The organism is Microvirga lotononidis, from assembly GCF_034627025.1.
Lineage (GTDB): Bacteria > Pseudomonadota > Alphaproteobacteria > Rhizobiales > Beijerinckiaceae > Microvirga > Microvirga lotononidis.
Window position 1 is genome coordinate 3,200,198 of the sequence record NZ_CP141048.1, and the last position, 17,812, is coordinate 3,218,009.

Below are 17,812 nucleotides of genomic sequence, written 5' to 3' on the forward strand. Positions count from 1 at the left end.
GAGTGGGGCGGCCGTTCTCCAGCCAGACCAAGCCCGCAGGTGACCCGCTTGGCGTGATCGCTGTCCACTGGTCCCGGGGCGCGGCAGCTTGCCGGTCGGGGTCCGACCCAATCAGTCGATGTCCGTAGGCAGCCGGACACGATGAGTGGGAGGCTGATCCCGTTTCGGCCTCTTGCTTTGAGGTGGCCGGGAGCTAGTTCAGATACCAATCGTTGACACCAGCTCTGGCTTTCGATCTCGCTTTATATGAGAACCTGCAAAACTCGTAACGTCTTGCTCACGCCCGAGCTTGAAGCCCTTCTCGACAGCAAGGTCGCATCCGGACTCCGCCGCGCAGGCGAGGTCGTTCAGGTCGCCCCGCGGTTCCTCGACGAGGACGGGTTTCGATTGGGGCGGAAGCTGCAATCGGCCCAGGATCCTCCCGATGGACACTAGGCTGTCGAGCGAGAGCGATCCCACGGCGCTCGATTTCCTGTCGGGCGGTGGCGAGACCGGTTCCCTCATGCGGACGCACGACTGGTCGGCCTCGCCGCTCGGCGCGCCGTCGACATGGCCCCAATCGCTGCGCTCGGTGGTCGGTCTGATCCTCGGCTCAAAGTTCCCGATGTTCGTCGCCTGGGGGCCCGAACTCGGCTTCTTGTACAATGATGCTTATGCGGAGATCCTCGGTGCCAAGCACCCCCGTGCGCTCGGCGCGCGCTTCCATGACGTCTGGTCCGAGATCTGGCCGGATATCTCTCCGCTGATCGAAGCGGCTCTGGCCGGCGAGGCCACCTATCGGGAGAACCTGCCGCTCCTCATGAACCGCAAGGGATTCGACGAGCAGACGTGGTTCACATTTTCCTACTCCCCGGTGCGCGACGAGAGCGGTCGGGTGGCTGGCATGTTCTGTGCGGTTGCCGAAACAACGGGCCAAGTCCTCGCCGAGCGGCGGCAGGCTTTTCGCATCGGGCTTGAGGAGACGCTTCGCGTTCTTTCGGACCCGCGCGCCGTCATGACGGCGGCCGTCGAGGCGCTTGGACAGCATTTGGGTGCCAACCGGGTCGGATACAGCGAGGTGCAGGCCGATGATGAGACCATCGTCTGCGAGACGTGCTTCGTCGATGGCGTGGAACCCCTCGTCGGGACTTATTCGCTTCGCGCATTCGGTCCCGACAGCATAGCGCGCCAGAGAAAGGGGCGGATCGACGTCTGTGACGACCTTGCGGCCGACCCGGCGCAGGTTCATGCCACCTGGGCGGCGATCGAGACCCGCGCCTTCGTGTCGGTGCCGCTGGTCCGCGCTGGACGCTTCACTGCCTCCCTGTACGTGAACTTTCGGGACGCTCACCGCTGGTCTACCGAAGAGGTCGAGCTGATCGAGGACGTCGCCGCGCGCACCTGGTCGGCTGTCGAGCGGGCGCGGGCCGAAGGCGCGCTTGCAGACAGCGAAAAGCGCTTCCGTGCGTTCGTCACGGCGAGCTCCGACGTGGTTTACCGCATGAGCCCCGACTGGACCGAGCTGCGCCAGCTCGAGGGAAGGGGGCTGCTCCAGGATGCGGTGGGCCCGAACGAGACATGGCTCAGCAGCTATGTTCACCCCGATGATCAGCCGCAGGTCATGGCGGCGATTCACGAAGCGATCCGGGCCAAGGGCATATTCGAGCTGGAGCATCGCGTGCGCAGGGCAGACGGAACATTCGGCTGGATCCACTCGCGCGCATTGCCGATCCTGCGGGAGGATGGTGAGGTCGTGGAATGGTTCGGCGCCGCCAGCGACGTGACGGCCCGCCGACAGGCCGAAGAGTCCATCGAGGGGCTCGCGATGCAGCTCTCGCAGGAGCGGACCCGCCTCGCGACGCTGATCGAGAACCTGACCGTGGGCGTGGCACTTGTCGACGCGCAGGGGACAACGGTGCTGGCGAACCCAGCCTTCCGGCGTTACCGGCCGGACGCCGTCATTCCGTCGAGAGTGGCCGAGGGTGCCGAGCAGTGGATCGCCCATGACGATCAGGGCTGCCGTTTGCCGAAAAGCCAGTATCCCAGTGCGCGTGCCTTGCGTGGCGAGCTGGTCAAAGGCGTCGAGTTCCTGCACCGCCTGCCAGACGGCCAGGAGAGCTGGACCCGGGTCAGCGGTATTCCCATTCGCGATTCCGCCGGGCGTGTGAGCGGCGCTTTGGCGGTGATCGTGGACATCGACGCGATCAAGCGCAGCGAAGAGCACCAGCGGCTCCTGATCAACGAACTCAATCATCGCGTGAAGAACACGCTGGCTACGGTGCAGTCCATCGCCCGGCAAACGCTTCGGAATGCGCGAACGATGGACGACGCCAAGACTGCTCTGGAAGGGCGGCTGCTGGCGCTTTCTCGGGCGCACGACGTGCTCACTCTGGAAAACTGGGAGGGAGCAGAGCTGCGCGAGATCGCAGCCCAGGCGGTCGAGCCTTACAGCAACCGAGGCGAGGACCGGCTGCATCTGAGCGGACCCAAGGTTCGCCTGCCGCCGCGGATGGCTTTGGCCGTGGCCATGGTGCTCCAGGAGCTTGCGACGAATGCGGTGAAGTATGGTGCGCTCTCCAATGCGACAGGCGAGATCAGGATGAACTGGAAGATCGACGGGACCGCTCCCGCACGCCTTCGGTTCCGTTGGGAGGAAAGCGGAGGACCTCCGGTTCAAATGCCGACGCGAAGGGGATTTGGGAGCCGGCTGATCGAGCGAAGCCTTGCCCTGGACCTGGATGGCGACGTTCGTATCGAGTTCGCCTCGACGGGCGTCATCTGTACGGTCGACGCTCCGATTGGCTGATGAACGAGTTTGGGCAGAGGAGGATCTCTCCCTCGGCTGCATTCGGCCGTTCCCGGGAGATAGACTCGGCGTGACGGGCGGCTGAACCGGCTCGTTCAGAGATCCATGTCCCACAATGTCAAGACGATGTCCCGGACGGTCAAGCAGATGGCGCACGCCAGCGTAGTCTGGCCAAGCAGCGACCGAGGAACACCGCATCGATCACAGAGTTTGTCCTCATGCGATGCTCGTGCCGGCCCCTGCACCATTTGGGAATGGAGGCTCCGCTCCACGATGGATGCCGCGGGAAATATCTCTGGACGATGCATCCCGACAGGCCTGCCCAGGATAAGGAGGGCAGCTCATGCGCAGCGCACTTACAATCCTGATCGTGACCGCAGTCGCTTTCGTCATCTCTCCCCTACGAGCCGAAGCCCAATCCAACACCCGAGGGCAATCCAACACCCGAGGAGTTGAGCAGAGCCGCCCTCTTGTCCTCAGAGTGACACCGCGCGGCTTTTCTCGCCCTGTGCCGGTCTATCTCGTCGGTTCGACCTATGTGCCGAGGAGCGCCTTCGATCCCATAGCATTCGCTCCGCCGCTTGGGCCGTCGGCGAACAACATGGCGATCGTCCTGCCGGTGACGTCCGCCTCCTGTCAGGTGACCTCCATAAGCGGGCGAACGTTCGCAAGCCTCGGATGTCTCGGTCAGTGATCATGAGGGCCTGATCGCCGATCTGGAAAGCCTCAAGGGATCCTGCCCGTTTCGCGGAAAGGCTCAGGCGCCCTTGGCCTGAAGATCCAGGACCGCTCCCACGATTCTGCGGTACTTGGTCTGTGTGACCTGCAGGTCTCTGAACCAGTTGACCAGATCGCCCCATGGATCATTGATCTGGTTCAACCCCGACAGGAAAGCGACGATCGTTCCCACCTCCGTCTTGCCATGGATGACCCAGTAGCCGCCAATGGTCAGAATGGCGCAGATGCCGAGTTGGTGCATGAAATTCATGAGAAAGTTCATCGAAAACTTCAGCTTGTAGACGCCCATGTTCAAACTGAAGACGATCTCGACCAAGGCACTCTCTCGAAGACTCGGTGAAGAATTGTGCCTATAGCCGCCCATGATCCCGATGCTGATCTGGCGCAGTGCTCCAATGCGGGCGCTGACCCGGCGGTTGATGGCCTGCTGCATGAGCGGAACGAAGACAAGTTGAGGGGAGAAGACCAGGAGCGTGACGGAGGCCAGCAGCGGTTGCAGGTGGATCAGGTAGCCGAAGACGCTGACCAGGATTCCACCCTGAAGCAGCGGCTCCGAGATGCAGCTCCCCACGAACCCGCCGATGGGATCGGCCTCATCCATGATCAGTGAGACCTTGATTCCATCCCTCATCGGCTGATGCTCGGTTTCCAGCTCGACGAGATCCGCGAGAAGCGAACTCCGCAGGTGCAGCACGGCACTTTCCCCGACCCAGCTCCGGTACAGATTCATGATCAGCTTGATCACGCCTCCGGCGAGCGCGATCGCCACATAGATCCCGGCCAGTGTCGCGATATCACGGGCGCTGTGGCTTCGAAGCGTGTCATTGATGATGCGTCGTTGCAGCTCGAGGGGGACAACCGCCGTGGCGAAGGTCAGGCCTGACAGGAGCGCCAGCCCAAGCTGGTGCCAGCCACTTGCCCGAATGATGAAGTCGAACAAGCCGAAGGGGGTTTCTCCGATGTTCTCCACGTTGGGAGAGGTCGACCGGCGCCATCTCCAGTGGCTCGCCTGCGGCTCAGATTGAGACCGATTCCTGCCCACTGCATCGACCTATCGGTACGTGAGGCTACAAGAGGCTCGTCCTATCCAACGCCGCCAAACTCTAGCTTGCGCCGGATCGACCGATCCTGCGCGGGCGGGTGCTTGACGAAGATCAATGTTCGTTCGGTCGGCGGACCTCAAGGTTCCAAATGTGCCTCATAGGAGGAAAATGGCGGTCTCGGACAGCGACGCAAGACGGATGGATCCTGCACATTCTCGTGAGACGCCGCGGTGAAATCTCCGCAATCGGCGGAGCTTCGTTGGAGGTGTGGCTCCTTCGGCACTGCGACCTCGTCGGGGCAAATGGGATCGGTAACTCCATCCCCCTCCTGATCTGGAGCGAGCCGGTGTTCGGAATGGTAATCCTGCCGCTGAAGACGGCTGGAGATAGCTGCGGGAGAGGTCCGAGATGGTGCGGTCGGTTTCTGCGTCGGATCGAGCGCCTGTGCACCAGGACCGGGTCGACTCGGGGCGGACGCCAGCGGACACCGCTGATCGCTTCTGGATCTATTCTGCGGAGGAGAGCCTCGCCCGCACCAAGACGGGGAAGGAGGGGTTGCCCTCGATGGAAGCAGCCCGACGGTTAGCGGATGTCGGGCACAATGTCGCCGTCGAGCCGACTCGGCGCAGAATTCTTGCGAAGATCGGCAAGCGCCTCGTCGAGCCGCTGATCGCCATCCTGATCGCGGCCGCCCTGATCTCCGGCGCTACGGGGGATTGGGCAAGCTTCGGCATCATTCTGACCATCCTGGGGCTCTCCATCGCCCTCGACGTCACGCAGGAGCATCGCGCCGAGGCTGCGGCGGAAGCTCTCAAGCGTTCAGTGGCGGTACGCTCGACCGTCGAGCGGGACCGCAAGCCTGTCAGCCTGCCGGTCGACGAGATCGTCCCCGGCGATATCGTGCTGCTGCGGGCGGGCGACCTTGTTCCGGCAGACGGCATCGTGCTCGACAGCAAGGCGGCCCACACGAACGAGGCATTACTGACCGGCGAGCCGTTTCCGGTCGAGAAGCGACCCGGCCCGAGCGATGCGGACACGCCGGCGGAAGCGTTCAATGCCCTGTTCGGCGGCACGGCGCTGGTGAGCGGCGAGGCGACCATGCTGGTGATCGCCACCGGTGCCCGAACCCGATTCGGCGGGATCGCAGCCGCCCTGCGGTCGGTAGAGCCGCCCACCGCCTTCGAGAAGGGGCTGCACGCCTTCGGGATCCTGATCCTGCGCATGACTGCTTTCCTGGTGCTGTTCGTCCTCCTCGCCAACCTGATGCTCCATCGGCCAGCCATCGAGTCCTTCCTCTTCGCGGTGGCACTGGCGGTCGGTCTCACGCCGGAACTGCTGCCGATGATCATGACCGTGACCTTGTCGCGTGGAGCCGTCCGCATGGCAGCCCGCAAGGTGGTCGTGAAGCGCCTCTCGGCGATTCATGATCTTGGGTCCATGGACGTGCTCTGTACTGACAAGACCGGCACCTTGACCGAGGCCAGCATCGCGCTTGTCGGCCATCCAGGTCCCGACGGAGAGGATTCTGATCGTGTGATCGAATTGGCTGCTGTCAACAGCCGGTTCGAGAGTGGTGTCAGGAGCGCGCTTGATGACGCCATTCTCTCGCACACGGCAAACAAATCACTCGAGACATGGCGGCGGACTGCGGATGTGCCGTTCGACTTCGAACGTCGGCGCGTTTCTGTTCTCGTGGAGAGGAACGGCGAGCGCTTTCTGATCGTGAAAGGGGCGCCCGAAGAGATTCTGGCGCGGTGTGATCAGATCGATCAAGGGACAGGGAATGCGGTTGCCCTTGTTCCTGACATGCGGGCGCAGTTGGAGCGCCTTCTCGAGGAGAAGTCCGGTCAAGGATTTCGCTGCCTCGGCGTTGCCTGGCGCAACATGCCGGCAGATCGCGACAGGCCTGCCGTTGAGGATGAGCAGGATCTTGTCTTCGCTGGATATTGCGTCTTCGTCGATCCGCCGAAGGCCTCGGCGGCTCAGGCGATCGCGCGACTGGAGGCTGCCGGAGTCAGAATCAAGATCATCTCAGGCGATGCCGCGCCGGTTCTGCGCCACATCGTCGAGACACTCAATGTCCCGGCGCGGGGTTTGCTGACCGGGGCCGAGATTGCCAAGCTCAGTGACGAGGCGCTGGCCGTACACACAGCCGAGACCGACCTTTTCGCTCGCGTGTCACCGGACCAGAAGACGCGGATCGTCCGCGCGCTTCAGGCGCGGGGCCATACGGTCGGATTCATCGGCGACGGCATCAACGATGCTCCTGCCATCAAGGCCGCGGATGCCGGTGTGTCCGTGGATGGGGCATCCGATGTCGCCCGTGCCGCAGCCGATATGATCCTGCTTGAGCACGACCTGGAGGTCGTAGCCGATGGGGTCGCGGAGGGGAGAAGGACCTATGCGAACATCATGAAATACATCCGCATGGGGACCTCTTCGAATTTCGGCAATATGCTGTCGATGGCGTTCGCATCCCTGTTCCTGCCCTTCCTCCCGCTGACTCCGATCCAAGTCCTCCTCAACAATCTGCTCTACGACGTCAGCGAAACCGGCATTCCGTTCGACAACGTCGATGAGCGCGAGATCGCTCGCCCTCATACCTGGGACATGCACGAACTGTTACGTTTCTCGCTGATCATGGGACCGCTGTCGTCCGTGTTCGACATCGCGACCTTCATTGTTCTGCTGCAGGGTTTCGGCGCCTCGGCGGAGGTGTTTCGGACGGGGTGGTTCGTGGAATCCACGGCAACGCAGATCCTCGTCGTTTTCCTGATCCGAACCACCCTGCCGGCCTGGATCAGCTGGCCAAACAAGGTACTGGTGGCGAGTTCGCTCGGAACCCTGAACGTTGCTCTCCTCATCGCACTATCGCCCCTGGGGCGCGGCTTGGGTTTTGGAGTTCTTCCCTGGCCAATCCTGCTGATCATGGCCGCTCTTGGAACAGGCTACCTTCTCGCTGCGGAAGCGCTGAAGCGGTTCGCACTGCCCAAGCAGCGCTCGATCGGAGGGCACCAGGGCAGGCGCTTGAAAGTCATCGGCTGAATGCACTTTCACGCTTCCTTCCTGAGATTTCACAGTCGGACTTGAAAAGCGCAGGCAGCGAAATCGTGATTGGTCTCTTGACCTTGCTGGAGCGCTGATGAAGCTGCTGTAAGGGCATCTACGAGACGAACGAGCGGCCGTGCGCGTGCCGCACGACCGCTCGTGAGTTTCCTGCGAGGAGCTACCCGATGCGAGGGCGCAGCGAAGTTGTGCCGAGGGGCAGGGTGACGGGCTTCACGGCGAAGGCACCGTCGCCGATGAGGGCATGGGCAAGGGCGGCGAGAGCCAGGAAGGCGGGGTATTCCCAGCCGCCGTTGGGCGCGTTGAAAACCCAGCCGTTCGGGGCGTGCACGAGCAGGGCGCCCAGGAGGACCGGCAGGAGCACGACGGACACGGCACGGCCGTAGAAGCCCAGCAGGATAGCGGCGCCGCCGATCAGCTCGGCCAGGATGATGGGCCAGGCCAGGAAGGCCGGAAAGCCGACCTGCGTGAGGAAGCCGGCGAAACCTGGCACCGTGAAGACTGCGATCTTCAGATAGGCATGAGCGATGAACATGATGCCAAGAGCCGCGCGGAGGGCGAAAGCACCATAGGGAGCAAGGCGGGTGTCGATCATGGTTTTGTCTCCGGGACCCCTGTGGTCCGTGTGCCAAGAACCTGATCTTTTCATCGATGCAATGCAATTGACCTGAATGCAGGGAAATTATTGCGATAATGCAAAAAGCCTCGCTTGGGGCAAGGCCTTCTGTTAGCCGGTTCGGCGGGCTAGAGCCCGATCGATGCTCAGGCCGCCGGAGTCGTCCAGGGAGCCCGCCCTTCGACCGGGTAGGCCGGATCGTTGTAGCCGGGCGTCGAGGGGTGCCTGGCGGGGACGAGACCGTCCACGAGGGCTTCATCCTCGGAGGTGAAACGATAATCGAGAGCCTTCAGGTAGTCGTCCCATTGCTCTTCCGTGCGCGGACCCGCGATCACCGCCGTGACGATGCGGTTGTTCAGGACCCATCCCACGGCGAACTGACCCGCGGTGATGCCGTGCGCCTCCGCATGGCGCTTGAGGTCCTGCGCGATCTGGAGGGATTCCGGGCGCCATTCGGTCTGCATCATGCGCTTGTCCTGACGGCCGGCGCGGCTCGTCTCCGGCGGCGGCGCGTCGGGGCTGTACTTGCCGGTCAGGACCCCGCGCGCGAGCGGAGAATAGGGCACGACGCCGAGGCCGTAATAGTGACAGGCGGGCAGATGCTCGACCTCGGGCATCCGGTTCATAGCGTTGTAATAGGGCTGGCTCACCACGGGCCGGTCGATGCCGAGGTCGTCGCAGAGGCGGCAGATCTCGGCCACGCGCCAGGCCTTGTGGTTCGAGACGCCGAAATACCGGATCTTGCCCTGACGCACGAGATCGCCCAATGCGCGCACCGTCTCGGCGAGAGGCGTCGAATAGTCTTCCCTGTGGATGTAGTAGATATCGATCCAATCCGTGCCGAGGCGCTTCAGGCTCGCTTCTGCGGATTCCATGATGTGCCGCCGCGAGAGACCACGATCGTTGGGGCCTTGTCCGGTCGGATTGGCGACCTTCGTGGCGAGCACCCAGTGGGAGCGATGTGCCGCGATGGCTCTTCCGGTGATCTCCTCGGAGACGCCCTCGTTGTAGACATCGGCGGTGTCGACGAAGTTTACGCCCGCCTCACGGGCTTTCGAAATGATGCGCGCGGAGAGCGCCTCGTCGGTCGGTCCGCCGAACATCATCGTGCCCAGGCAGATCGGGGAGACCTTGAGGCCGGAACGGCCCAGGTTGCGGTAATCCATGTGAAGCTCCGTCCTGATGCGGTCATCGAATAAGTCATGCAGGTGCGCTTTCAACGGCCCGGCATTGCACCGAGAGCCGACAGGTCCGCTTCAGCTTGAGCGACCGAGACCGCTCCGGGCTTGAGACCTTCCCGCGCCATGCGGGCGCCCAGCTCCGTGAAATAGGTGTTCACCGGCACGGGCACGCCGTGCAGGCGTCCGAGCAGCACGATCTCGCCGTTGAGGTAATCCGTCTCGATGGAGCCGCCGCCGCGCGCGAGGCTCTGGGTCGTTGAGCTGCCGAGGCGGTCGATGCCGGCGATCGGTTGCTGCTTCACCAGCTGCGCCCGGCGCGCATCGGCCGCGCCCACATCGAGCCAAAAGATTCCGGCGGCCCTGTAGGCGGCTTCGGCCTCGGCGCGAACGAGTGTTTCCAGGTGCTTGAAATCGGCATCGAGTCCGAGCGCGGCCTGCAGGATGTTGCTCAGGTTGAGGATGAGCTTGCCGTATTTGCTCTGCATCACGTCCTGCGAGACGAAAGTCGCGATGTTGGCCGCTTCCAGCGCCTCGGCGAGCTTCGTGTCGTGCGCGTTGCTGCCGCCTGGATAACGCCCGATGTCGAAGATGCCGTGACGCGGCACGGAGTGCGCGGCGATCTCGCCAGGCGCCGAGATCGCCGCCGGCATGATCACCGTCACGCCATGCACCTCGGGAAACAGGCGAAGCGCCAGCCGTTCGTTCGTGACGCCGTTCTGAACGCAGAAAAGGGGCTGCCCCGTGACGCCCGCGGTCCGCAGGCGTTCGAGCGCAGCGAGCGTGTCCTGCGTCTTCATCGTCAGCAGGATGGCATCGTCCGGGCGGAAGTCGATCTCCGTCGGGTCCGACACGCAGGAGAACTTGGCGCGCTCGTGCTTCTCCGGCGTGCGCAGAAGCAGCCCGTCGTCCTGGATCGCCTTGAGCTGGGCGCCGCGCGCGATGCCGATGACCTCTTGCCCCGAGAGCGTCAGGGCCGCCGCGACGGTCCCTCCAATTGCGCCGACGCCATAGACGATGATCCGCATGATGATTCTCGCGTGAAAGCTGGATGGGAGGAAATAGGCTCACCCCCTCTTTAAGCGCGTTGTCCCGCGTGTTCCAGCGTTTAGCGCGTTTTCACGGAAGCGGCGGCGAGCGCGGTCAAGGATGTGCTGGACAATTTCCGGACGGACCTTCGACGCCATCACCGGCCTTGTGTCGGTGATCCCGATGCTGAAAGGCGCGAGGCCTCTCCAGACGAGAGGGCCGGGACTGATCCCCGGATCAGGTCCGGGGACGGCCATGAGGTGGTGCGACAACACCAGAACAACCTGTCGCACCTCACTCCCGCGCCGCCCACACCATGCCGCGCCTCAGGATGGTGCGCATCTGAGGCACGTCGAACTCCTTCGCCACATGCCCGAGGGAGCTGTAGAACACGCGGCCCTGGCCATGGCGGCGCTTCCAGACGACGGGCATGACGACGCCTTTGATCCAGGGCGCGTGCTCGCCTGAGAACGTCGTCGTGGCAAGGACCTCGTTCGAGGGGTCCACATGCATGTAATATTGTTCGGAGTGGTAATCGAAATCGCCGATGCCCTGCATGACCGGATCGTCGGGCCGGGTGACGGTCACGCGGTAGTCGATGATGTTGCCAGGATGGGCCACCCATTGTCCGCCGCACATGAACTGGTACTCGACCGCATCGCGGAAGGCATCGCCCATGCCGCCGTGAAAGCCGGCGAGGCCGGTGCCCTCGCGGACGGCTTTGGAGAGGTTCGACACCTCGTCCTTTTCGATCTTCGACATGGTGAAGATCGGCACGACGAGACTCATCGTGGAGAGCTGCGGGCTGGCGAAGGCGCGGGTCGAGTTGTCCAGGTGAACCTGGAAGCCCTCGTCCCGCAGCATTCCGGCCACGATGGCGGCGCATTGCTCCGGTTCATGACCGGGCCAGCCGCCCCACACGATGAGTGCTTCGCGCATCGCTCGTACTTTCTTATCTCTTGCTTCGATCGGTTTCAGGCGGCGGATGCCGTCTCCGGCAGGCCCTTCCAGAGAAGTGCCGCGTCGGTATCCTCCAGCACGGCCGGTCGTTCGAGGGAGGTTGTGATCGCGCGCGCCTGTCCGGTGGCGGCTCCTTCGAGGATGCTGTGCATCACCTCGAGAACGTGCAGGCCGAGACGACCGCTGGAGCGATGCGGCGTGCCGTTCAGCACGGCGCTCGCGAGGTCGGCGAGGCCGAGCGCGCGATAGTTCGCCTTGTTCGGGATGTCGGGAGCCCAGTTCGGCGAGCGCCAGTTGGGAGCGCCCAGCGGCATCTCGCTGGAATCCACCGCGCGCCAGTCGCCGCCGCGCTCGGTGATCTCCACCTGCCCGCCGAAGAAGTTCGGATCCGGAACCCGCAGGGAGCCTTCCGCGCCATAGATCTCGATGGCCGGATGGCTGTGCTTCCACACATCCCAGCTCATGCAGAAGGTGACCTGCGCGCCCGAGGCGAATTCGAGGAGCGACATCACATGGGTCGGTGTCTCGACGGTGATGCGCTGCCCCTTGCGCGGCGACTCGGATGTCACGATGCGCTCGGGATAGCCGATCCTCGACATGGCGACGACGCGCTGGACCGGGCCGACGAGATTGACGAGGGTGCTCAGGTAATAGGGCGCCATGTCGAGGATCGGGCCGCCGCCGGGCTTGAAGAAGAATTCCGGATCCGGATGCCAGTGCTCCATGCCGTGCGACATCAGGAACGCCGTTCCGGACAGGATGCGGCCGATCTTGCCCTCGTCGACGAGATTGCGGGCAAGGCGTCCGCCCGCGCCGAGGAAGGTGTCCGGCGCGCAACCGAGGTGGAGGCCGCGTGCCTCCGCCTCGTCCACGAGCTTGCGGCCCTGCTCGAAATCGACCGCGAGCGGCTTTTCCGAGAACACGTGCTTGCCGGCGGAGAGGGCCGCGAGAGAGACGCCGAAATGCGCGGCCGGAACCGTGAGGTTGACCACGAGGTCGATATCCTCGCGGGCAAGAAGCTCATCGACCGTCAGGGCCTCGATGCCGTGACGGCTCGCCTGGGCCTGCGCGACCTCCGGCTTCATGTCGGCGCAGGCGCGCAGGGTAAGGCCGCGATAGGCCGGGATGTTCCGGAGATAGATGCCGGAGATGTTGCCGCATCCGATGATGCCGACATTGAGGGAATTCATGATCCTAATCCTCGATATTGCGCAGGAAGGCGAAGCTGTTGCGGGCAGTTGCGGCCGGATCGGCCGGCTTGTCGTGCTCGACGACCATCCATTCGGCCCCGGCATCGCGGCACACGCGCCAGAGCTCGCGCCAGTTCAGGGTACCTGAGCCGACATCGGCCCAACCGTCCTGATCCTCGTTCTGGCCGGCGGGCGCGATGTCCTTCACGTGGGCGGCTGTGATCCTGCTGCGGTAGCGGTGGATCCATTCCTTGGGATCGGCATTGCCGCGCACGAGCCAGGCCACGTCGACCTGCCAGTCGAGGGGGCTCGATCCGGCAGACTCGAAGATCAGTTCGAGGGCCGTCTTCGCGCCGTCCTTCGGCTTCAGCTCCCAATGGTGGTTGTGATAGCCGAGGCGGATGCCCTTGGCCCGGAACTGTTCGGCGATCTGCCCGAGTTCGCGGCCCAGCGAGCGCCAGCCGTCAGCCGCCATGTCGCGCTCCTCGGGCGGGACCGCCGGCATGTAGAGATGCGTGAGGCCGAGCGTCTTGCAGGCGTCCACGACGGCGTCGGGCCTCTCGCGCAGGGCCGCCATGCTGACGTGGCTCGAGGATGCCTTCAGGCCGCGCGCATCGAGCTTCGCGCGGACCTCCGCGGCCTTGTCGAGATGCGAGCCGACCGTCTCCACGTGGCGATAGCCGGCATCCGCCACCGTATCGAGGATCAGATCGAGATCTTCAAGGGATCGCAGGGTGTAGAGTTGAATGGAGAGAATATCCGTGACGCTCATGGGGTCCTCAGGGTTCGTGGAAACGGGCGCGACGAGCCTCGGGTCGAGGCCTGTCGCGATGTTGGTGTATTCACAGGCGCTCGCCGGTCTCGGCCGAGAAGAGGGACACCTGCGTGGGGTCGACGTGGAGCGTCAGGCTCTCGCCCGGGATCGCCTTGCGGCTGCCGGTGGTGCGCACCTGCACCGAGCCGACGGGATCGCTGCACCAGATGACCGTGTCGGCGCCCATGGGTTCGACGATGTCGACCTTGAAGCCCGGCCAGGCGCCGTTGCCTGCGATCTCCAGATGCTCCGGGCGCACGCCGAGCACGACCTCCTGGCCGGCCTGCGGCGTGGCGGCGAACGGATAGGCGGAGAGCGAGAGGCGGCGGTCGCCGGCGAGGACGCTCAGGCCCTCTCCGGTGTTCTCGATGCGGCCCTTGATGAAGTTCATCTGCGGCGAGCCGACGAAGCCCGCCACGAACAGGTTGGCCGGCCGATGATAGATCTCGTCGGGCGTGCCGATCTGCTGGATCTTCTGCTCCTTCATGACCACGATCCTGTCGGCCAGCGTCATCGCCTCGATCTGGTCGTGCGTGACATAGACCATGGTGGTCTTGCCGAGGCGGGCATGCAGCCGCTTGATCTCGACGCGCAGCTCGTTCCTCAGCTTGGCGTCGAGGTTGGAGAGCGGCTCGTCGAACAGGAACACGGCGGCATCGCGCACCAGGGCGCGGCCGATGGCGACGCGCTGGCGCTGGCCGCCGGAGAGCTGGTCCGGGCGGCGGTCGAGGAGCGGCGTGATCTGGAGGAGCTCGGCCGCCTTGGCGACGCGCTTCTCGATCTCGGGCCGCGGCGTCTTGGCCATCTTCAGGCCGAAGGACATGTTCTCGCGCACGCTCATGCGCGGATAGAGGGCATAGGACTGGAACACCATGGCGATGCCCCGGTCCTTGGGCTCCTCCCAGGTGACGTTTTTGCCGTTGATCCAGATCTGGCCCTCGGCCACGTCGAGCAGGCCCGCGATGGCATTGAGCAGAGTGGACTTGCCGCAGCCCGACGGTCCCAGCAGGACGATGAACTCGCCCTCGCTGATATCGAGCGAGAGGCCGTCGAACACCTGAACGGCTTCGAATGCGACAGTCACGTCGCGAACGGAAACGGACGACATGCCTTATCCCTTCACAGCGCCGGCGGCGATGCCGCGGACGAACCAGCGTCCGGAGACGAAATAGACGACGAGCGGAACGAGCGCCGCGAGCATGGTCGCTGCCATGTCCACGTTGTAGGCGCGCTCTCCTTGAGTCGAGTGAACGATGTTGTTGAGCTGCACTGTCATGGGCAGGTTCTCGCGGCCCGCGAAGGTCAGGCCGAAGATGAAGTCGTTCCAGATGCCCGTGACCTGAAGGATCGTCGCCACCACCAGGATCGGCGTCGACATGGGCAGGATCACCCGGAAGAAGATCGACCAGAACCCGCCGCCGTCGATGCGCGCGGCCTTGAACAGCTCGATGGGCAGCCCCGCGTAGTAGTTGCGGAACAGGAGCGTCATCGTCGGCAGGCCGAAGATCACGTGCACCAGCACGATGCAGGTGAGCGAGTTGTAGATGCCCGTCATCGAGAAGATGCGCACCAGGGGATAGAGAAAGACCTGATACGGGATGAAGGCGCCGAGCAGCAGGATGCCGAACATCACGTTCGCGCCCTTCACGCGCCAGAACGACAGGGCATAGCCGTTGATGGCGCCCGCGACGATCGAGAGGATTACGGACGGGACCAGGATCCGGACCGAGTTCCAGAACCCGACGCTGATGCCGTTGCATTCGAGGCCCGTGCAGGCGGACGACCAGGCCTTGCTCCACGCCTCGAACGTCATGACGGCGGGCAGGGCGACGATGTTGCCGAGTCGGATCTCGTCCATGGGCTTGAGCGAGGTCATGACCATGATCCAGAGCGGCAGCAGGAAGAATAGGGCGGCCGTGGCCAGGAAGGCATAGACGCCGATGCGGCCGATCGTGAGATGCTGCGGGCGGCGCCCCTGAGGCACGAGGGTGCTCATGCGCGCCTCCCTTCCTGGCGGATGTAGCGGGCATAGACCCAGGGCGCGAGGACGATCACGACGGTGATCAGCATCATGGTCGCGGCTGCCGTTCCGAGGGCGATGTTGTTGCGCTCGAAGAGGTGGTCCATGACGAACTTAGCCGGCACTTCGGTGGCGATGCCGGGACCGCCGAGCGTCATGGCGACCACGAGATCGTAGAGCTTCACCACGCCGGTCGCGAGAAGCACCACGGCGGTGACGATCATGGGCCGGAGCAACGGGATGACAACGGAGGTGTAGACGCGCCAGGTCGGAATGCCGTCGACCTTGGCGGCCTTCCACAGGTCCTTGTCGATGCCGCGCAGGCCGGCGAGCATAATGGCCATGGTGAGACCGGAGCCATGCCAGAGCCCCGCTATCACGATGGTGTAGATCGCCATCTTCTGGTTCACGAGCCAGTCGAAGGTGAAGCTCTCGAAGCCGAGGTCACGCACGAGCTTCTGCAGTCCGAGCCCCGGATTGAGGAACCATTGCCAAGCGACGCCGGTGACCACGAAGGACATGGAATAGGGATAGAGGAAAACCGTTCGGAAGAGGCCTTCGCCGCGCACGTTCTGATCGATGAAGACTGCCAGAAGGAAGCCGATGATCAGGCAGCCCGAGATGAACAGGATGCCGAAGATGACGATGTTCTCCGCCGAGGTGACGAAGCGGTCATTGACGAAGAGCCGGTTATATTGCGCAAGACCGACCCAATCGAGCTTGGGCAGGAGCGTGGAACTCGTGAACGAGAGCCGCACGGTCCAGAGCATGCAGCCGATATAGACGACGAGAACGACGAGCGCGGTCGGCAGGAGAGCGATGGCGGCGGGCAGGCGCGTTCGCATGCTGCGCCGGGTCTTCGTGCCGCTCGGGGCGACGCTGGGAGCGCGGATCGAGATGGTTTCCACCGGACAGGCTCCATGGAGAGTGTTCGAACCTCAGGCATGGGCGCCTCGCCCCGTGTCGCCGGGGCGAGGCAGGCGACCGCTCAGGTCGCGTCCCGCATGGCGGTGGTGACCTTCTCCATGAAGGCGTCCGCCGACATGCTGGGGTTGTTCCAGTATTGGGTGACGGCATCCTGCATGGCGCCGGAGAAGTTCGGCGTGCTGAGGAGTTCCATCGCCTCGACCTGGTTGGCCGGATCCTTCAGAACGGCGTTGGATTTCTGGGCGCAGACATCCATGGAGGAAACGTCCACATCCATCCGCACCGGGATCGAGCCTTTCTTCTTGTTGAACTCGAGCTGCGTGGTGGGATCGAGCAGCACCTCGATCAGCTTGTCTTGAACGGCAAGCTGGCCCTTGTCCTTTGTCGCCGGGAAGACGAACACGTCGCCGCCGATGACTTCCTTCGGGCTTTCACCCACGAGGGTGCAGCCATATTCCTTGCCGGGGGTCTGGCCGGCCGCCGTGAATTCGCCCTTGGCCCAGTCGCCGTTGAAGTGCATCGCGGCCTTGTTGGTGATCACCAGAGCGGTCGCGTCGTTCCAGTTGCGTCCCGGGCTGCCGGGGTCGACGAGGGCGCGCATCTTTCCGAAGAGCTCGACGGTTTCCTTGAACTTCGGATCCTTCGTGATCTGCGGGTCGCGGGCGCCGTAGAGCTTGCGGAACATGTCCGCGCCGCCATGACCGACGAGCACTGCACGGAACAGATTGTGCTCCCAGGTCGGCTGGCCACCGAGGGCAATCGGGATGATGCCCTTGGCCTTCAGCTTCTCTCCGGTCGCGACCAACTCAGGAAAGGTTTTCGGGACTTCGAGCCCGGCATCCGCGAAGACCTTGGTGTTGTAGAACATCCAGTTCTGGCCGTGAATGTTGACCGGAACAGCGTAGAACTTTCCGTTTCGCACGGAAGCGTCCACAATCGGCTTGGGCATGATCTCGCGCCACTTGCCGGCCTTGGCGATCGCATCCACGTCGCGCACGAGATCGTTGCTGACCAGCTCGTCGAACTGCTTGCCGGTGTTGAACTGCATCATGGTCGGGGGATTGCCGCCCACCATGCGGTTGATGCCGGCCGTACGGGCATTGGCGCCGCCCGCGATGGCATTGTCGACCCAGGTGCCGCCCGCCTTGGTGAACTGATCGGCGAACACCTTGACCGAGGCGGACTCGCCCGCCGAGGTCCACCAATGCAGCACCTCGGCTTTCATCTGCTGAGCCATCGCTCCGGTGCTGCAGAAAAGGGCAACAGAAAGGGTATACGCGGAAACGCGTGTCTTCATGCTCATGGCTTCCTCCCAGAAGCGTTTTATCGATTTTTGTAATCGATTACATCTTGAGATATAGGTTGTAGTGGCTTTTTAGATTAGTCAAGACATGAGTTGAGGTAAGTTATTTCCTATGAGAGGAGGTAACGTATCTTGGCGATGGC

At 63.7% G+C, this 17,812-nt stretch carries 14 protein-coding genes; 3 read left to right on the forward strand and 11 right to left on the reverse strand.

Annotated features, from left to right (window positions below; all coding sequences use genetic code 11):
* Positions 1 to 424: 424 nt before the first annotated feature.
* Together U0023_RS15200 and U0023_RS15205 are read left to right on the forward strand one after the other, a co-directional pair.
* Positions 425 to 2,785: an HWE histidine kinase domain-containing protein gene (locus tag U0023_RS15200; protein WP_009764832.1), complete on the forward strand. Its 2,361-nt coding sequence runs from the start codon at positions 425 to 427 to the stop codon at positions 2,783 to 2,785.
* A 343-nt stretch (positions 2,786 to 3,128) separates the two neighbouring features.
* Positions 3,129 to 3,479, forward strand: coding sequence for a hypothetical protein (locus U0023_RS15205; RefSeq protein WP_009764833.1), 351 nt, complete (start codon positions 3,129 to 3,131; stop codon positions 3,477 to 3,479).
* Positions 3,480 to 3,542: 63 nt separating this feature from the next.
* Here U0023_RS15205 and U0023_RS15210 read toward each other — a convergent pair whose 3' ends face one another.
* Entirely contained in the window at positions 3,543 to 4,463 is a 921-nt protein-coding gene (locus U0023_RS15210) for an ABC transporter transmembrane domain-containing protein (RefSeq protein WP_195904262.1), read from the reverse strand.
* Positions 4,464 to 4,974: 511 nt separating this feature from the next.
* Between U0023_RS15210 and mgtA the strand changes: the two genes are divergently transcribed.
* Positions 4,975 to 7,611 (forward strand): magnesium-translocating P-type ATPase, encoded by a 2,637-nt coding sequence (gene mgtA, locus U0023_RS15215; RefSeq protein WP_009764835.1) that lies wholly within the window; start codon positions 4,975 to 4,977, stop codon positions 7,609 to 7,611.
* A 181-nt stretch (positions 7,612 to 7,792) separates the two neighbouring features.
* Here mgtA and U0023_RS15220 read toward each other — a convergent pair whose 3' ends face one another.
* The 10 genes from U0023_RS15220 to U0023_RS15265 form a co-directional block, all read right to left on the reverse strand.
* Complete coding sequence (locus tag U0023_RS15220; protein WP_009764836.1) at positions 7,793 to 8,227, reverse strand: DoxX family protein; 435 nt, start codon at positions 8,225 to 8,227, stop codon at positions 7,793 to 7,795.
* 167 nt (positions 8,228 to 8,394) lie between these two features.
* Positions 8,395 to 9,414 (reverse strand): aldo/keto reductase, encoded by a 1,020-nt coding sequence (locus U0023_RS15225; protein WP_009764837.1) that lies wholly within the window; start codon positions 9,412 to 9,414, stop codon positions 8,395 to 8,397.
* Between the two features lie 50 nt (positions 9,415 to 9,464).
* Entirely contained in the window at positions 9,465 to 10,454 is a 990-nt protein-coding gene (locus tag U0023_RS15230) for a ketopantoate reductase family protein (protein WP_009764838.1), read from the reverse strand.
* Positions 10,455 to 10,749: 295 nt separating this feature from the next.
* The gene (locus U0023_RS15235; protein WP_009764839.1) at positions 10,750 to 11,394 is read right to left on the reverse strand and encodes a ThuA domain-containing protein; all 645 of its coding nucleotides are present in this window, start codon (positions 11,392 to 11,394) and stop codon (positions 10,750 to 10,752) included.
* A gap of 35 nt (positions 11,395 to 11,429) precedes the next feature.
* Positions 11,430 to 12,605 (reverse strand): Gfo/Idh/MocA family protein, encoded by a 1,176-nt coding sequence (locus U0023_RS15240; RefSeq protein WP_009764840.1) that lies wholly within the window; start codon positions 12,603 to 12,605, stop codon positions 11,430 to 11,432.
* 4 nt (positions 12,606 to 12,609) lie between these two features.
* Entirely contained in the window at positions 12,610 to 13,377 is a 768-nt protein-coding gene (locus U0023_RS15245; RefSeq protein WP_009764841.1) for a sugar phosphate isomerase/epimerase family protein, read from the reverse strand.
* A gap of 70 nt (positions 13,378 to 13,447) precedes the next feature.
* Positions 13,448 to 14,527: an ABC transporter ATP-binding protein gene (locus U0023_RS15250; RefSeq protein WP_009764842.1), complete on the reverse strand. Its 1,080-nt coding sequence runs from the start codon at positions 14,525 to 14,527 to the stop codon at positions 13,448 to 13,450.
* A 3-nt stretch (positions 14,528 to 14,530) separates the two neighbouring features.
* Positions 14,531 to 15,415, reverse strand: a complete 885-nt coding sequence (locus U0023_RS15255; RefSeq protein WP_009764843.1) for a carbohydrate ABC transporter permease — start codon at positions 15,413 to 15,415, stop codon at positions 14,531 to 14,533.
* On the reverse strand, positions 15,412 to 16,284 hold the full coding sequence (locus U0023_RS15260; RefSeq protein WP_040639728.1) for a carbohydrate ABC transporter permease: 873 nt from the start codon (positions 16,282 to 16,284) through the stop codon (positions 15,412 to 15,414). Before U0023_RS15260 ends, U0023_RS15255 begins: the two co-directional genes overlap by 4 nt.
* Positions 16,285 to 16,427: 143 nt before the next feature.
* Positions 16,428 to 17,669 carry an ABC transporter substrate-binding protein gene (locus tag U0023_RS15265; protein WP_009764845.1) on the reverse strand — a complete coding sequence of 414 codons (1,242 nt, stop codon included), beginning with the start codon at positions 17,667 to 17,669 and terminating at the stop codon, positions 16,428 to 16,430.
* Between the last annotated feature and the right edge of the window lie 143 nt (positions 17,670 to 17,812).

What these genes read in the sequence shown, in the direction of transcription:
- U0023_RS15200 (WP_009764832.1), top strand. Translation starts at nt 425, where the DNA reads ATGGACACTAGGCTGTCGAGCGAGAGCGATCCCACGGCGCTCGATTTC.
- U0023_RS15205 (WP_009764833.1), top strand. Translation starts at nt 3,129, where the DNA reads ATGCGCAGCGCACTTACAATCCTGATCGTGACCGCAGTCGCTTTCGTC.
- mgtA (WP_009764835.1), top strand. Translation starts at nt 4,975, where the DNA reads ATGGTGCGGTCGGTTTCTGCGTCGGATCGAGCGCCTGTGCACCAGGAC.
- U0023_RS15220 (WP_009764836.1), bottom strand. Translation starts at nt 8,227, where the DNA reads ATGATCGACACCCGCCTTGCTCCCTATGGTGCTTTCGCCCTCCGCGCG.
- U0023_RS15225 (WP_009764837.1), bottom strand. Translation starts at nt 9,414, where the DNA reads ATGGATTACCGCAACCTGGGCCGTTCCGGCCTCAAGGTCTCCCCGATC.
- U0023_RS15230 (WP_009764838.1), bottom strand. Translation starts at nt 10,454, where the DNA reads ATGCGGATCATCGTCTATGGCGTCGGCGCAATTGGAGGGACCGTCGCG.
- U0023_RS15235 (WP_009764839.1), bottom strand. Translation starts at nt 11,394, where the DNA reads ATGCGCGAAGCACTCATCGTGTGGGGCGGCTGGCCCGGTCATGAACCG.
- U0023_RS15240 (WP_009764840.1), bottom strand. Translation starts at nt 12,605, where the DNA reads ATGAATTCCCTCAATGTCGGCATCATCGGATGCGGCAACATCTCCGGC.
- U0023_RS15245 (WP_009764841.1), bottom strand. Translation starts at nt 13,377, where the DNA reads ATGAGCGTCACGGATATTCTCTCCATTCAACTCTACACCCTGCGATCC.
- U0023_RS15250 (WP_009764842.1), bottom strand. Translation starts at nt 14,527, where the DNA reads ATGTCGTCCGTTTCCGTTCGCGACGTGACTGTCGCATTCGAAGCCGTT.
- U0023_RS15255 (WP_009764843.1), bottom strand. Translation starts at nt 15,415, where the DNA reads ATGAGCACCCTCGTGCCTCAGGGGCGCCGCCCGCAGCATCTCACGATC.
- U0023_RS15260 (WP_040639728.1), bottom strand. Translation starts at nt 16,284, where the DNA reads ATGCGAACGCGCCTGCCCGCCGCCATCGCTCTCCTGCCGACCGCGCTC.
- U0023_RS15265 (WP_009764845.1), bottom strand. Translation starts at nt 17,669, where the DNA reads ATGAGCATGAAGACACGCGTTTCCGCGTATACCCTTTCTGTTGCCCTT.